A 16,797-nucleotide genomic window follows, 5' to 3' on the forward strand; every position below is an offset into this window, starting at 1 on the left:
AAACGGTATGATGTCAAATAATAATCATGTTTTAAAAGTAGGAGATTGGGTTCGTGGAATATCAAATGAAGGTGCGTTAATAGTTGGTTATATTGTGTCACTTGATGATGTGGAGGATATAGTTACAGTTAGTATTGTGAAACGTGACGGCAAGTACACAATAAATGAAGCGATTTTACTCTTTAGTAAACACGTTAACAAACTTCCTGAATCAAAGGTAATAAATAAGGAACAAATCCTTTATCTTATAGATCTTGCATTATTAACAGGGGATGAAGAATGGTTTATCGAGCTTTCTTCAAAATTAAACTCGATAAAAGAGCTAGTTAATGAGGGATTTTAAAATTTAAACTTTTGAGAATGCACACAATCCGCCTTATGGAGAGGACATAATTACTTTTCGCATAAAAGGAAATGATGTAAAAACGATTCATTACAAACATAGAGATATTCCTGATAACGATAATTATGTAAATGAGCTGTCCATATGGGGCAGCTTTTTTGTTTTTTTACTCAGTGTATCTTTTTAAAATGTATATGAATTCAATATTAATAATATATATCCTAAAATTTGGTTTTTTTATTTTGGAATTTTTTCTTTTTACCTACATTAATTATTTATTAGAATATCTTTTATGTTTAAAATGAAATTTTTTGATAAAGGGGATATAAGTATCTTTATAATGAGTAACCTAGAAAAACAATGTATTATTGTATTTTTTTACTAACTAATTCAGCTTTAAGCGATAAAAACAATGGCTACATGCTAACTGTAAAATATTATCCATATAAAATTATTCCACTTTAATATTTCTGAAAATATAAAAATATTAATTTTATAAATATACACGTTATAATGAGGGCGTCGAGAGAAATTTTATTATCTCTGGAGAAAATATAAAAAATGCGATTACTAGTAAGAAAGGTGTGTGATTAGAGGCGAAATGTATGTAATGTGCTTCAGTGGCTTGTGTAAGCAATATCATCAGTGCTACCGAAGTTATGAAAGTAATGTATAGAATTGAGAAAGAAACGCCTCGCAAATGAAGAGAGGCCGGTTTAGCTAAAATTACTTTTAAAAGTAAAAAAGAGAAACCATTAAAGTAATACACTGTTATTAGAAATGTTGCAACGTATTTATGAAGTCTATTCTATATTGTTCTCTTAAGGGGTCTTTATATAAAGAGCGGATATTACGAGTAAACTTTTTTGTGAACGCTAACAATTATATTAGGACGCTAATTAGCGAATGTTTCAATTTGGATTCATTATGATGAAGGACATACAATGTGGGGCAACTTGTAAGGAATTCATTTTCCAAAACGGGAATATTTGTTAGGTGCAAAGAGAGATGCAGGAATAGATACAAGGGGGAGTTATTATATGAACGGGAATACTGCAAAGAAAATAGAAGTTCAAGCTGAAAATACCGCACGAAAAAATGAGCAATATGCAGATCCGAAAAAGTGGCATAAGCAGGATACTACATGGGCACTCAGTCTATTTGGAACTGCAATTGGAGCAGGGGTGCTCTTTTTACCGATTAATGCAGGTTCAGGTGGTTTATTATCTTTACTACTAATTACATTACTTGCATATCCAGTTATGTACTACTCACATAGGGCACTTGCTAAAATGATATACGCTTCTAATTCTGCTGATGAGGGGATCACAGGTACAATTAGAGAGTATTTCGGAAATAAAGCGAGTATCATTTTTAACATCGTATATTTCGGTTCAATTTATACAATCGTACTAATGTATTCGGTTGCGCTTACAAACACTGCAAGTAGTTTTATCGTGCATCAATTGCACATGCCAGAACCTCCAAGAGCTATTTTATCACTTGTATTAGTTCTTGGTCTTATCGCTATACTGAATTTTGGTCAAGATATTACTGTAAAGGTAATGAGTATGTTAGTGTATCCTTTCATAGTTTCTCTACTTTTTATCGCAATATCTTTAATTCCACAGTGGAATACGTCAATGCTTAGTTTTTCAGCTGTTTCAACTGCTTCAACAGGAACAGGCTATTTTGGGACGATATTGATGATTCTACCAATCATCGTATTCTCATTTAATCATTCACCTATGATTTCATCATTTGTTGTGAAACAGAGAGCTACGTATGGAATCGAAGCCACTGATGCTAAATGTGCGCAGATACAAAAGGTTTGTTATATCATGACATTCGCTGTTGTTATGTTCTTCGTTTGGAGTAGCGCATTGAGCTTGACTCCAGATGATATAAAAATGGCAAAAGAACAAAACTTATCAATTCTTTCATATCTTGCTAATGAGCTTAATTCGCCTGTAATCACGATTGCAGCTCCAATTATTGCTTTTGTGGCTATTACAAAGTCTTTCCTTGGCCATTATATAGGAGCATTTGAAGTAATGCGTGACATGATTATTAAGTTCGGTAAATCACGTGGAAAAGATATTGAAGAAAAAACAATTAAGACAGTAATCCTTACTTTTGTTGTATTATCATGCTGGTTTGTTGCTTATACAAATCCAAGTATTCTTGGACTTATTGATTCTCTAAGCGGTCCTTTAGTTGCTGCTATCTTATGTCTATTACCGATGTATGCGATTCAAAAAGTGCCAGTACTAGCTAAATACAAAGGGAAAATGAGTAACGTATTTGTTATTATTGTAGGTGTACTTACTGTCTTAGCAAGTATTAAGTCATTATTCTAATTCACTATTATTCGTATTAGTGTAAAAATAGTTAATATGAAAAACTTTTTGGACAAACTTCTCACATTGGAGAGTTTGTCCTTTTTTAGTCATTTTATCAACTTGCCGACAAACAGCCACCTTCCAGGCAGAAGGTGGCTTGTTTCGGTATTAATTTATTTTAACTATTCACGTCTGAATGGCCTTTTTGGAGCAATTAGCTCTAAATTAGTACCATCTGAATCGGGGAAGTAGGCAACTCCTGTATCAAATCCAGTTTTCTAGCCGTCTTCTTGAAAGATAATTGGTTCGTCATCTGGGTGCTATCCTATGCCCATCAAGCTAACAAAATGGATTGCCTCTGAAACAAAAAATGATTTTTATTACTATAAAAAACGTAAAGTATCTGTTTTTAGAAAAAATTAATTTTTATAAATTGATGGAGATATAACTCGATTCTTTTATATATGTAGTTAAATATGATTGTCAGAATGAACTTAAAGTAATTATGATTTCTAGAAATGCGAACTGATGTTTTGAATTGGTTTAAAGTTGCTGGAACAAAATAAAACCAATTGAGCAAAAAAACTTGCAAAAATAAAAAGAGAGATGTATATTAATTGATATATCAATAATTGATATATCAATTAATATTTTAACAAGAAAGAAAAGGAACATTTTATGAAGGAAATGTTCGTAAATATCAGTGGAGAAGAACGCAAAATACTTATTCATGTTCTATTACAGATGCAAAAAAATGTAGAGAATATTAAAGAATAGAGAGTGTAGGGGGGCAGAATAGTGTGGAAATAATCGCAGCTATTTTAGTCGGGATCGTAGCGTTAGAACATTTGTTTATCATGATCCTTGAAATGTTTTTTATTGATTCAAAAGTAGCGAAACGTGCTTTCAAATTACCGAAGCATTTAGAAGGAGATCGAAACGTAGCCATTATGTTTGCAAATCAAGGTTTATATAATGGATTTTTAGCGGCTGGTCTCATTTGGGGACTTGTACTTGGGCTCAATCCAATTGGTTATATGGTGCAATTATTTTTCGTGATTTGTGTGGTGATAGCAGCTATTTTTGGAGGTTTCACATCTAATAAATCAATTATTGTGAAACAAGGTCTTCCAGCTGTTTTAGCACTGGTTGCCCTTTTATGTATGATATAGAATCAAAGTTTCTCAATAAAAGAACTCATTTTTGAAAAGAATACGCTATTCTTTCTTTAGAATTATAGGAAAGGATGGCGTTTTTGTATGTCTATTTCTATATGTAGTGAATTATAACTATTCCCTCAAGGGACTCAACTGCTCTTCAGCTTTTGGATATATTTTCATCCATCTTTGTTTCCTCCTATTGTTGGATAGTGTAATAATTGATAAAAATTTTGATGAAATTGGATTATAACGATTGATCAAAAAAGTTAGTGATTAAAAATATTATTCTTTAGTACATACATTTTTAAGATGTTAAATATATTTCATAATAGTCTCTGTAAGATAGGGATAAGTAGAATAGTACTTTTTATAACTTTGAATATCATTCATAATAGCACCAGTAAGAAGAAAACAAGCTTTACGGTACTACTAGTTACCAAAGATGTTACAGTAGTTTATTTAGAATCAGATTGATTGAAAGGTTGTACTATATGGCCTAATAATTTCGAAAAATGCCGGTGTGGCATAAAACAATTATGGAGGTTAAAGGTATGAGTACTTCAAATTTGAATGAAATAAGTAAACAAATTTTAAAAGAGGAGGAAACACTTCAATTTTCCTCTTTTACAAATGAAGATGCCTTGCAACTAGGTTTATTTATCGTTGAAACAGCAAAGCGAGAGGGAAAATTGATTGCTGTTGATATAACGAAAAATGGTGTGCAATTATTTCATTTCAAGATGACAGGGACAAATGAGGAAAATACGAAATGGATTGAGCGTAAAAAACGAGTCGTTTCCCTGCATGATCGTAGCTCGTATTATATGCAGATACAAAGTGAAATAACTGGAATTTCATATAATGAAAAATATCTTTTAGATACTTCGGAATATGCTGCGTTTGGTGGATGCTTTCCTATCAGAATAAAAAACGTAGGGGTTATTGGAATGATAACAGTTTCAGGATTACCACCAGAAGAAGATCACGAATTGGTAGTAAGAGCAGTTAAAAATCATTTGAAGCAATAGTAAAAGTAAATGTGATGGTTAAGTAAAAGCCAAGAATGAACATATTATAGTTCGTTTTTGGCTTTTTATTATTTTTTCTTATAGTCGGCTAAGAGGGTTCTTTTACAGGTAGTACTTAATTGTGCAATGTTCTTTAAATTGCATCGTTTTGTTCGAGTGAGCGAAATTGCTGTAATTGAAGATGCTCTAAATTAATGTGAAATTTGGCGATTAAAGTAGCTACATTTCATATTTGTGTAAATATGAAACAAGCAGGATACATGAATAGAGAATGGATAAAATAGTACCGAATGATGATTAGATTTTATGAATGATGTTATAAGGCTTTTTTTAGGAAAACTGAAGGAAGCAGTGTGTTTAGATTTAGAATGACTGGCAATGGGTGCTAGGAAGTTCAATGATTCAAAAATGAACTCATTTAAACGCATATTATCTTCGAGATGTATCATTTTGAAGAATATTAAAACTTAGGAGGAACGGAATTATGACAAAAGATTTCTATACTGCACTGAAAGAAAGACGTACTTACTATGGGATTAATAAAGAGGTACAAGTATCGGATGAAAAAATTAAAGAAATCGTGGAGTTTGCTGTGAAATATACTCCATCAGCTTTCAATTCTCAAACTGCGCGATTAGTTGTATTATTTGGTGAAGCTCATGATAAATTATGGGATATTACAACTGAAACATTAAGAAAAGTAGTTGGAGATGGAGATTTCTCAGGAACGCAACAAAAAATGGATTCTTTTAAAGCTGGTTATGGAACAGTACTATTCTTTGAAGATGAGGCTATCGTTAAATCGCTTCAAGAAAAATTTGCTGCATATGCTGAAAACTTCCCAATTTGGTCACACCAAGCATCAGGTATGCACCAATTAGTCGTGTGGACAGGTTTAGAAGCAGAGGGATTAGGGGCATCTTTACAACATTATAATCCATTAATTGACGATGAGGTAAAACAAGAATGGAATGTCCCTGCTAATTGGAAACTAATTGCACAAATGCCATTTGGTAATCCAACAGCTGCACCAGGTGAAAAAGAATTCCAACCACTTGAAGAGCGTGTGAAATTTCATAAGTAATATTCGAATGTAATAATACGGTCTAGCTATAGTAGAGTTATTCGCTCTTTTTCGGGAAAGGGCCATGGTATTGATGAAATCGGAAAAATACTATTATATTTAAAAAAGAACAAGGCGATCATTTTTGATTGCCTTGTTTGACATTTGTACAATTAATCTACGCATTAAGCTAACAACATGAATCATTATTTATATTATCGGGTTATTGTTACCAAACGTTTTTCAAAACTATTTTACCTATTGCTTTATTTGACTCCAAATATTCATGTGCTTGTGCAACTTCATCAAACGTAAAAGGTTTAGAATCTAGCAATGGTCGAAGGTGTCCTTCTTCTACTATTTGCGTTAGTTTAGTTAAAATTTCCCCGCAAGCGTCACGTTTATCTGTATGTAATATTTTTAATGCCATAAAAGTAACGTGCAGAGAGAGTCCTTTTGCGTGTAAAGGAGAGAGGTCATGGGTTGAACGAGCTGCAATAGTTACGACAGTTCCATTGACCGCAGCAGCTTCAAAAGAATGATCAAGATTCTTGCCGCCTACTGTATCAAATATAACTTCAAATCCGTTTCCGTTCGTATGTTTTTGTACATATTCTTGAACAGATTCTTCTTTATAATTAATAGCTATATCGGCTCCTAAACGATGGGCTATTTCCATTTTGTTTTGCTGAGAAGCTGTTGTAAAAACTTTAGCGCCTGCCCATTTAGCTAGTTGAATGGCTACGTGTCCTACGCCACCAGTAGCTCCATGAATGAGAACATTTTGACCAGGTTTAATATTTGCACGATCAAATAAAGATTCCCAAGCTGTAATTGCAACTAATGGTAGAGCAGCAGCTTCTTCCATTGTTAAATTATTAGGTTTGTGAGCAATTAATCGTGCATCAGCAAGCATAAATTCTGCAAGTGCACCTCCAGTTTCTTTAAAACCTCCGGCACATCCGTATACTTTATCCCCTGATTTGAATTTCGAAACACCTTCTCCTACTTCAATAACAATACCAGCTACATCGCCGTGTAATATAGCTGGAAACTCAGGAGCGACGGCTGAAACGGCACCACTACGCATTTTTGTATCGATTGGATTTACACTTGTTGCTTTTACATCGATTAGAACATGACCTGGTAAAAGTTTCGGTTTTGAAACTTCTTCTAATTGAAATACAGATGAATCCCCAAAAGAATGGATAATTTGTGCTTTCATAGTTTATACCTCCTGTTTGTGGTTATAGCATAGCAAAGTACGAAAAATAAGTATAATATTTTGAATTTGGTTAGTGAGAATTTTATATAAAGAAGAGGAAAGTGCATGAAATGAAATAATGTAACGTACTTCTAAAAACTACTGTAAAGCTTTTTGAAGAAAGGGTAGATGTTATTTTTGCAGCATGATTTATTCATTATGTTTATTATTACTCACTTAGTATAGGTATTTTAAAGTGCCTACATCACTTTAAAGTACGTACTGCTATTCATGTTATGGCCGATTTATAATAACACTCGTAGCACAAAGAAAGTTATAACGGTTACAATAGGCAACAATGTGGTGTTACAGTATTGCCTATCAATTTTGAGTAGAAATATGAAAAGTATAGATTTATATGAATGAAGGAAAGAAAGTGGATTGTGAGCTACAAAAGGATTAAATCGTCTTATTATAGAGAAGCCTTTTGGTTATAATGTAACGTCTGCTCGTGAGTTTAATGAAAAAATGATTGAAGATTTTGATGAAACTGACATTTGTTATATCAATCATTATCTTTGAAAATGAATGGTAATTAGGAATACACTTAGAAAAGCATTACGAAATAAATAGTATGTAATGCAAGACATTTTTATTGACGATAATAATTTATGTGGTTAATATACTAGACATAAGATTATTTAATTACTAAAAGTAATCAAATATAAAATGTTTCGTTAAATTCTATAAATAAGTAAGTTGTGGTAGAAATGCTTTGAATTGCCACTATTAATATTGGGGACAATTAGAAAGCGAAAGGTATAAAAGGAATTGGAATTTGATAACTCTTTGTTTTTTTATAAAAACAGGGGATTCTGTACAATTCATTTTTAAAATATTGACAAGGATTATACAACAAGAGGGGGACTGAAATTGGAATCAATGACCTTTGTTTTATTTGGAGCGACAGGGGACTTAGCGAAACGCAAAATTTACCCCGCACTATATAACTTATATAGAGATCAAAAGCTTCCAAAGCAAATATCTGTTATCGGGCTTGGGAGACGTGAAGTATCTCATGTAGATTTTCAAAAAAGAATAAAAGAATCAATAGAGACGTTTTCTCGCCATAGAGAAGAAGGGACTTCAGATCTCGAAGGTTTTTTAGATAATTTTCGCTATTGTCCATTAGATGTGAGTAAGCCGGAAGACTATGAGAGATTATTACAAGTCGTTCGCGAAAGGGAAGAAGAACTACATATAAAAGGTAATAGAATGTTTTATCTTTCCGTTGCTCCTGAATTTTTCGAGACAATCGCTTTAAATATTAAGGAAAGCGGACTTGATAAAACGGATGGATGGAAACGCCTAATGATTGAGAAACCGTTTGGGCACGACCTTACATCTGCTCGTGAGCTGAATGATAAGCTTAGTCGCACGTTTGAAGAAGACGAGATATACCGTATTGATCATTATTTAGGTAAACCGATGATTCAAAATCTTGAAGCACTAGAATTTGCAAATCCTGTTCTCCAGTCTATTTGGAATAAAGAACATATAGCGAATGTACAAATCACAGCTAGTGAAACAGTTGGGGTTGAAGAAAGAGCAGGATATTATGATCAGGCAGGAGCCATTCGAGATATGGTTCAAAATCATATGTTACAAATATTAATGATGACTGCTATGAATCTGCCGGAAAAGGTTAATGCATGTGAAATTCGAGAGGAAAAGCGAAAGGTAATGGAAACGCTTCGTAAAGTGAAAAAAGAAGACGTTCAAAGCCATATCATTCGCGGACAATACGCTGCAGGTGAGATAAAAGGCGGGCAAGTTGTAGCATACAAAGAGGAGCCAGGAGTAAATCCTTCTTCTAACATAGACACATTTATTGCTGCTCGCCTGTGGATCGATAATCCATTTTGGACTGGCGTTCCCTTCTATATACGAACAGGCAAACGAATGAAAGAAAAGTCTACTCGTATTGTAATTGAATTTAAAAATACGTTAAAACAGCAATATCAAGATAGTAATCCAAATGCAGCACCTAACTTGTTAATAATTGAAATTAGTCCAGGTGAGAACGTTTCATTACAGTTAAACAGTAAAAATCCATTGAAAAATGGAGAAATTGAACCGATGCGTATTAACTTTACTTGTGAGCAAGCGGATGTGGGAGTACCTGAAGCGTATGAAAGACTCATTCATGATGCTGTGAGTGGAGACGCTACATTCTTTGCACATTGGAGAGAAGTTGAATTGTCATGGGAATGGGTACAACCAATTCTTGAAGCGTTCGAGGAAAACTTATTGCCGCTTTATGAATATGAGTCTGGTTCATATGGTCCAGAAGCGTCTAATGAACTGTTGCAAGAAAGTGGATTTAAATGGTGGTTAGATCAAGAGACGGAAAAATAAGTACTTTCTTTAATGAAAGCATTTAGGGGGACGATTACTATGACACAAAACATAAATCAATTAGCAGTGAATACACTTCGTACGTTATCGATTGATGCTATTAATGCGGCAAACTCAGGTCATCCAGGTCTTCCGATGGGAGCAGCACCAATGGCTTATGCATTATGGGCGAATCATTTAAATTACAATCCTAATCACCCAGAATGGTTTAACCGTGATCGTTTCGTTTTATCGGCGGGACATGGATCTAGTCTGTTATATAGCCTACTTCATTTAGCTGGATATGACGTTTCAATTGATGACTTGAAAAATTTCAGAAAGTTAAATAGTAAAACACCAGGACATCCTGAGTTTGGTCATACTCCTGGAGTTGAAGCGACTACAGGCCCGTTAGGACAAGGGATTGCTAATGCTGTCGGAATGGCAATGGCAGAAGCTCATTTAGCAGCGAAGTTTAATAAGGATGGTCACTCTATTATAGATCACAATACGTATGCTTTAGTCGGAGATGGTGACTTAATGGAGGGTGTCGCTTATGAAGCAATGTCAATGGCAGGACATATGAAACTTGGCAAGTTAATTGTACTGTATGATTCAAATGAAATTTCACTTGATGGTGAATTAGGCATTGCTTTCTCTGAAGATATTCAGAAAAGGGCAGAATCTGTACATTGGCAATATGTAAGAGTTGAAGATGGAAACGATGTTGATGCGATTACAAAAGCTATTCAATCAGCGAAAGAAAATACAGATCAACCCACTCTTATAGAAATTAGAACTATTATAGGTTATGGAAGTCCAAAAGTTGCTGGAACGAACAAAGCACATGGTAATCCGCTTGGAGTAGAAGAAGCGACAGCGACAAAACAAGTGTATGGTTGGGATTATGAGGAAGATTTCTTTGTACCTGAAGAAGTAAAAGCTCATTTTAATGAACTAAAACAAAAAGGTATTGAAAAAGAAAATGACTGGAATGAGCAGTTCAACTTATACAGAGAAGCGAATCCTACACTGGCAGATGAATTAGAAAAAGCGATTACAGGTGAGGTTTTAATTGAAGTGAAAGACATTCTATCTTTTGATACTGAAAAAACAATTTCTACTCGTGTTGCAAGTGGGGAAGCTATTAATCATTATGTGAAATCGATTCCTTCTATTTTCGGTGGAAGTGCGGATCTTTCTCATTCTACGATGACAGATATAAAAGGTGAAGCAGTATATGCAGTAGAATCGTATGCTGGACGAAATATATATTTCGGTGTACGTGAACATGCAATGGGCGCGGCAGCGAATGGATTGGCGCTTCATGGAGGAGTAAAACCTTTCGTAAGTACATTCTTTGTATTTAATGATTATCTTCGTCCGTCCATTCGACTGGCTGCACTGCAAAAGTTACCTGTTACTTACGTATTTACACATGATTCGATTGCTGTAGGAGAAGATGGTCCGACGCATGAACCAATTGAACAATTGGCAGCGCTTCGAGCAATTCCTGGTCTAACCGTTATCCGTCCGTCAGATGCAAATGAAACAGCAAGTGCTTGGGCGTATGCTTTACAGCAAACGGATGGTCCAGTCGTTTTAGTACTGAGCCGTCAAAATTTACCGGTGTTTAATGAAACGAAAGCGAACATAGAGAATCTCTCTAAAGGAGCTTACGTATTAACACAAACAAATGAAAATCCAGATGTAATTTTAATTGCGACAGGTTCTGAAGTATCCTTAGCTGCTAGTGCAAAAGCAAAACTAGAAGAAGACAATGTCTCTGTTCGCATCGTTGCAATGCCGAGCTGGGAGTTATTCAATCGCCAATCGAACGAATATAAAGAATCCGTTCTTTCGTCTTCTATAACGAAACGAGTATCTCTTGAGATGGGTGTATCTCTCGGTTGGGAACGTTATGTAGGACAAGAAGGAAAAGTACTATCAATTGAAACATTTGGAGCTTCAGGAACTGGAGCTGAAGTCATGAATCTATTTGGATTTACGACAGAAAATGTTGTTCAAATTACAAAAAATGTGTTGAATTCTTAAGCTATGACTGTGAATACCTTTCTGTACAGACTAACATTTCAGTGCTGAAAGGTATTCCAGATTGTAGTGATATGGATTTTTAATAAAAGATGATTTGAGGAGGAATTATATTATGCAAGTAGGATTAATTGGGTTAGGTAAAATGGGATTAAATTTAGGGAAAAATTTAATGGATCATAAACATGAAGTAGCAGCATTTGATTTAAATGCAAGTGCAGTGGAAGAAATGAAAGAGTACGGGGCAACAGGTACATCTAGTTTAAGTGAACTTGTTCAGTCATTACAATCACCAAGAATTCTTTGGGTAATGGTACCACACGCTGTTGTTGATTCTGTTATTGATGAGGTTACACCACTTTTATCAAAAGGAGATATTTTAATTGAAGCGGGTAATTCACATTATAAAGAGTCAATTCGCCGATATGAGCAATTAAAGAAAGATGGCATTCACTTTATGGATGCAGGAACTTCCGGCGGAATGGAAGGCGCTCGTAATGGTGCTTGTTACATGATCGGAGGAGATCAAGAAGCTTGGGACATCGTTGAACCTATCTTCCGCGATACTGCTGTAGAAAATGGATTTTTATATGCTGGAAAAGCTGGTAGTGGTCACTTCTTAAAAATGGTTCATAACGGAATTGAATACGGTATGATGGCTGCTATTGGTGAAGGATTTGAGATTCTAGAGAAAAGTGAATTTGACTACGATTATGAAAAAGTATCAAGAGTATGGAACAACGGTTCAGTCATTCGTTCTTGGTTAATGGAATTAACAGAAAATGCATTTTCTAAAGATGCAAAACTGGATGAGATCAAGGGTGTTATGCATTCTTCTGGTGAAGGAAAATGGACAGTAGAAACAGCATTAGACCTTCAAACAGCAACTCCTGTTATCGCAATGTCTCTATTAATGCGCTACCGCTCATTAGACAATGATACATTTACAGGAAAAGTTGTAGCAGCTCTGCGCAATGAATTTGGCGGACATGCAGTAGAAAAGAAATAAAGTGAAACTTTAATAAGTAGGGGCTTTATTCCACACCAATTGGGCTTTTACGGGATAAGCATATTAAACATGTAACTCATCAACGTTTAAAAACTGGAGGGAATGGATCATGAAATTTTTTATTGATACTGCAAATCTTGAGGACATAAAAAAAGCATATAAACTTGGAGTTTTAGCTGGTGTTACAACGAATCCTTCTTTAGTAGCAAAAGAGGGCATTAAGTTTGAAGACCGTATTGCAGAAATTTGTCAGGCAGTGCCGAAAGTTGAATCTGTTTCGGCAGAAGTAACGCCAGATGCTGTTACAGCTGAAGAGATGATCGCTCAAGCAGAGGAACTGATTAAGATTAACGGCGGCGATGAAAAAGTTACAATAAAACTTCCGATGACGCTAGCAGGATTAGAAGCTTGTCGCTATCTTACTGAAAAAGGTGTGAAAACGAACGTTACACTTATTTTCACCGTGAACCAAGCACTTTTAGCAGCTCGAGCAGGTGCAACGTATGTTTCTCCATTTTTAGGACGTTTAGATGATATTTCTGAAGATGGCGTATTATTAGTTGCTAAAATTGCTGAATTATTCGATGTTCATCAACTAGATACACAAATTATTGCGGCTTCTGTTAGACATCCAGATCACGTAACTCGTGTAGCGATGGCAGGTGCTCACATTGCAACAATCCCTTATAAAGTAATTGAACAACTTGCTATGCACCCATTAACAGACCAAGGTATTGAGAAGTTTGCTGCGGATTGGGCGAAAGCTCCTAAATTATAATGCATGAAAGTGAAGGTGCTTTCCGAAAATTGCTTTTCATGAGAGGACAAATCCTAAGTAACTTCATCGTTTAAACTGGATCCTGAGTTTGTAGTCTTACTACGTGAAAACAGCAGGGAAGAAAGTGTCATTCACTTTTGAAGAAGGAAAATATGCTCGTATGAAGCATGTATAAAATAACATTATAATTATGAAAGAGAAATCCCCTTATCAGAGAGAGTAGTTAACATGTATCTCTGATAAGGGAGATTCTTTTTGTATAAATTATTATTTTGTGAAGATGATTTGTATATCGATATATAAATTCTTACTCATGAAAGAACTATATAGGTTCTCTTAATTGTATAGTAATTTGAAAGGGTTTACATAAAGGGGTGGAACTGAGTATGAATATGTACCTTTTAATGATTACATTATTATCAATCGTAATTGTTATTTTAGGGGTGTCGTGGTGGAGATGGCATGCGTTTATTAGTTTAACGGTTGCAAGTTTGTTTTTAGCAATTATGTCTGGAATGCCGATGGATAAAATAGTGAGTGCTTATGAAACAGGAGTGGGAAGTGTTCTAGGGCATTTAGTAGGTATTTTAGTATTAGGTACAATTTTAGGAAAAATGATGGCAGAGTCAGGTGCTGGAATGCAAGTGGCAGAGTTCTTTATTAAATCCTTTGGGATAAAAAACTTACCATGGGCTATGTTAATTGCAGGTTTTATTATTGGAATCCCGGTGTTTTTTGAAGTAGGCATTTTAATATTACTGCCGTTAGTAATTTCAATTCATAAAACAACGAAACAAAATATTTTATTAATAGCATTACCAGCAATTGCTGGGCTATCTGTCGTGCACGGTCTTGTTCCTCCGCATCCAGGGGCCATAGTTGCAATTGGTATTTATAAAGCGAATCTTGGGAAGGTACTAATGTATTCACTCATTATTACATTTTTTGCAGCGATTATTGCAGGTCCTATATTTGCGAAATGGATTCACAAACGTGTAATTCCTGAAAATGAGCCGGAATTGATTCGTGTAAATACAAAATCAACGAAATTACCAGGAATAGGAGTTTCATTTTTAGTTATATTGTTACCTGTTATGTTAATGGTTTTAGCTGCAGCAGCTCCTTATGTGCCTCTTTCTAATACTTTGATGAAGATTATCACATTAATCGGTAGTCCTATCATTGCACTATTGATTGCATGTTTTGCGGCGTTCTATTTTCTTGGATTTCGTCAAGGTATCGATAAAAAAGCTATTAAGAAGATAACAGAAGATAGCTTATTACCAATCGGTTCAATTGTTGCGATTATTGGTGCCGGCGGGGGTTTTAAGCAAATTCTTATCGATAGTGGGGTAGGGAATGCTATTGCTCAAATGTCTGAGCATTTAGCTCTATCTCCAATTGTATTAGCATTTATAGTAGCTGGATTAATTCGAATTGCGACAGGGTCAGCGACAGTCGCTTTAACAACAGCAGCCGGTATCGTTTCGCCAATCGTTGAAAATACAACAGGTGTGAATTTAGAATTACTCGTCATTGCAACAGGTGCAGGAGCGTTAATGTTTTCTCACGTAAACGATGCTGGGTTCTGGATGGTAAAAGAATACCTAGGCTTAACAGTGAAAGAAACATTTAAAACATGGACAGTATTAGAAACGTTACTTTCATTTATCGCTTTTGGAGGCGTTTTACTACTCGATATGTTTGTTTAAGATAAAGATGTTTCTATTTAGATAATTGTGGCATACAACGTTATCAATAGATAAAAGGAATGTATTTTTATGGTGGGATACTGTAGCAATTTTTTGTTAGGAGGAAGAGATGGTGAGCTCAAAATATATGATTGGTGTAGACATTGGGACAACTAGTACAAAATCAGTTCTATTTTCTACTGATGGATCTGTTATTGCTAGTCATGGAATTGAATATCCTTTATATTCTCCTACACCTGAAACAGCAGAACAAGACCCAGAAGAAATTTTTCGTGCAGTAATACATACGATTAAAGAAACTGTACGATCAAGTAGTGTACAGCCAAGTGATATTCTTTGTGTCTCTTTTAGTTCGGCAATGCATAGTATCATTGCTGTAGATGAAAAGGGAAAGCCGTTAACGAGATGTATCACTTGGGCAGATAATAGAAGTGCAAGCTGGGCGGAGAAAATAAAGAATGATATGAATGGTCATGAAATTTACCTTCGTACTGGGACACCAATTCATCCGATGTCACCACTTTCGAAATTAGTTTGGCTACAGAATGAGAAGGCAAAGTTATTCGCAAAAAGTTATAAATTCATTTCTATTAAAGAATATGTTTTTTACAAGTTATATAAAGAATATGTAATTGATTATTCTATAGCATCAGCAACAGGGATGTTTAATTTAAAATCTTTAAAATGGGATGAAGAGGCTTTACATGTAGCAGGAATTACAGATGACAAGCTTTCGAAGCTTGTTCCAACAACGCACAGTTTAACAGGATTAGATGAAGAGTTTGCCAAAGAGATGAATGTACTTGTTTCTACGCCTTTTGTAGTAGGAGCGAGTGATGGAGTACTATCTAATTTAGGTGTAAATGCAATAGACCCTGGCGTTGTAGCTGTTACAATTGGTACAAGCGGTGCGATACGTGCTGTAACAAATCGTCCTGTAACAGATCCAAAAGGTAGAATCTTTTGTTATGCGTTAACTGAAGACCATTGGGTAATCGGTGGTCCAGTTAATAACGGTGGTATGATTTTCAGATGGGCTCGTGACCAATTGGGTACTTCAGAGATTGAACTTGCGAAGCGTTTAGGAAAAGATCCATATGAAGTACTTACTGAAATAGCAGCAAAAGTGAATCCTGGATCTGACGGTTTATTATTTCACCCGTATTTAGCAGGGGAAAGAGCTCCTTTATGGAATGCAAATGCACGAGGATCTTTCTTTGGACTCGGATTGCATCATAAGAAAGAACATCTAATCCGTGCTGTTTTAGAAGGAGTAATTTATAACTTATATACAGTTCTTCTCGCTTTAAAAGAGCTAATTGGTGAACCGAAAAAAATTCAAGCGACAGGTGGTTTTGCAAGATCGGAACTTTGGAGGCAGATGATGGCGGATATTTTCCATCAAGACGTATATGTTCCGGAAAGTTTCGAAAGCTCTTGCTTAGGAGCTGCAATCCTCGGTTTATATAGTTTAGGTGAAATAGATACGTTGCATGTAGTTTCTGAAATGGTAGGTGCAGATTTTCATCATGAGCCAAATATGGAAAGTGTGGAAAAATATAAAGATTTAACGCCAATCTATATCCGTTTGTCCCGTCAATTGGAAGAAGAATATGAAAGTATAGCAGCGTATCAAAAAAAGTGGGTTTAAAAGCTATTTACCAAGAAAATATGGTAACGTATAAAGAGGTACTCCGATTTTTTAGGAT

General features: G+C 35.1%; 12 protein-coding genes and 3 pseudogenes. 13 read left to right on the forward strand and 2 right to left on the reverse strand.

Annotated elements, in window-relative coordinates; genetic code table 11:
• Positions 1 to 7: 7 nt before the first annotated feature.
• From MKY38_RS05385 to MKY38_RS05395, 3 genes and pseudogenes are all read left to right on the forward strand, one after another.
• On the forward strand, positions 8 to 343 hold the full coding sequence (locus MKY38_RS05385) for an IDEAL domain-containing protein (protein WP_070180361.1): 336 nt from the start codon (positions 8 to 10) through the stop codon (positions 341 to 343).
• A 7-nt stretch (positions 344 to 350) separates the two neighbouring features.
• Positions 351 to 530 (forward strand): annotated as a pseudogene (locus MKY38_RS05390) (DUF3888 domain-containing protein); the annotation flags it as partial.
• A gap of 853 nt (positions 531 to 1,383) precedes the next feature.
• Entirely contained in the window at positions 1,384 to 2,703 is a 1,320-nt protein-coding gene (locus MKY38_RS05395; RefSeq protein ID WP_001014190.1) for an aromatic amino acid transport family protein, read from the forward strand.
• A 164-nt stretch (positions 2,704 to 2,867) separates the two neighbouring features.
• Here the strand turns inward: MKY38_RS05395 and MKY38_RS05400 are convergent.
• Positions 2,868 to 3,002, reverse strand: a pseudogene (locus MKY38_RS05400) (VOC family protein); the annotation flags it as partial.
• 483 nt (positions 3,003 to 3,485) lie between these two features.
• Here MKY38_RS05400 and MKY38_RS05405 point away from each other — a divergent pair.
• From MKY38_RS05405 to MKY38_RS05415, 3 genes are all read left to right on the forward strand, one after another.
• Complete coding sequence (locus tag MKY38_RS05405) at positions 3,486 to 3,857, forward strand: DUF1304 domain-containing protein (RefSeq protein WP_000402472.1); 372 nt, start codon at positions 3,486 to 3,488, stop codon at positions 3,855 to 3,857.
• A gap of 500 nt (positions 3,858 to 4,357) precedes the next feature.
• A complete protein-coding gene (locus MKY38_RS05410) occupies positions 4,358 to 4,873 on the forward strand; it encodes a heme-degrading domain-containing protein (RefSeq protein ID WP_114555577.1) in 516 nt (171 codons plus the stop codon).
• 484 nt (positions 4,874 to 5,357) lie between these two features.
• On the forward strand, positions 5,358 to 5,957 hold the full coding sequence (locus MKY38_RS05415; protein WP_000158938.1) for a nitroreductase family protein: 600 nt from the start codon (positions 5,358 to 5,360) through the stop codon (positions 5,955 to 5,957).
• Between the two features lie 208 nt (positions 5,958 to 6,165).
• Here the strand turns inward: MKY38_RS05415 and MKY38_RS05420 are convergent, their stop codons facing one another.
• The gene (locus tag MKY38_RS05420; RefSeq protein ID WP_065224206.1) at positions 6,166 to 7,161 is read right to left on the reverse strand and encodes a zinc-dependent alcohol dehydrogenase family protein; all 996 of its coding nucleotides are present in this window, start codon (positions 7,159 to 7,161) and stop codon (positions 6,166 to 6,168) included.
• 408 nt (positions 7,162 to 7,569) lie between these two features.
• Here MKY38_RS05420 and MKY38_RS05430 point away from each other — a divergent pair.
• The 7 genes and pseudogenes from MKY38_RS05430 to gntK form a co-directional block, all read left to right on the forward strand.
• Positions 7,570 to 7,722, forward strand: a pseudogene (locus MKY38_RS05430) (glucose-6-phosphate dehydrogenase); the annotation flags it as partial.
• A gap of 351 nt (positions 7,723 to 8,073) precedes the next feature.
• The gene (gene zwf / locus MKY38_RS05435) at positions 8,074 to 9,558 is read left to right on the forward strand and encodes a glucose-6-phosphate dehydrogenase (protein ID WP_137050344.1); all 1,485 of its coding nucleotides are present in this window, start codon (positions 8,074 to 8,076) and stop codon (positions 9,556 to 9,558) included.
• A gap of 39 nt (positions 9,559 to 9,597) precedes the next feature.
• Positions 9,598 to 11,592 (forward strand): transketolase, encoded by a 1,995-nt coding sequence (tkt, locus tag MKY38_RS05440; protein ID WP_341048307.1) that lies wholly within the window; start codon positions 9,598 to 9,600, stop codon positions 11,590 to 11,592.
• Between the two features lie 112 nt (positions 11,593 to 11,704).
• Positions 11,705 to 12,598: a phosphogluconate dehydrogenase (NAD(+)-dependent, decarboxylating) gene (gene gnd, locus MKY38_RS05445; protein WP_001195911.1), complete on the forward strand. Its 894-nt coding sequence runs from the start codon at positions 11,705 to 11,707 to the stop codon at positions 12,596 to 12,598.
• 109 nt (positions 12,599 to 12,707) lie between these two features.
• Positions 12,708 to 13,376, forward strand: a complete 669-nt coding sequence (gene fsa / locus MKY38_RS05450) for a fructose-6-phosphate aldolase (protein ID WP_000667676.1) — start codon at positions 12,708 to 12,710, stop codon at positions 13,374 to 13,376.
• A 386-nt stretch (positions 13,377 to 13,762) separates the two neighbouring features.
• The gene (gntP, locus tag MKY38_RS05455; RefSeq protein WP_001057634.1) at positions 13,763 to 15,088 is read left to right on the forward strand and encodes a gluconate permease GntP; all 1,326 of its coding nucleotides are present in this window, start codon (positions 13,763 to 13,765) and stop codon (positions 15,086 to 15,088) included.
• 109 nt (positions 15,089 to 15,197) lie between these two features.
• Positions 15,198 to 16,739 carry a gluconokinase gene (gene gntK, locus MKY38_RS05460; protein ID WP_025708800.1) on the forward strand — a complete coding sequence of 514 codons (1,542 nt, stop codon included), beginning with the start codon at positions 15,198 to 15,200 and terminating at the stop codon, positions 16,737 to 16,739.
• Positions 16,740 to 16,797: the final 58 nt, after the last annotated feature.

It is taken from the genome of Bacillus sp. FSL R5-0585 (genome assembly GCF_038004545.1).
Classification (GTDB): Bacteria; Bacillota; Bacilli; order Bacillales; family Bacillaceae_G; genus Bacillus_A; species Bacillus_A cereus.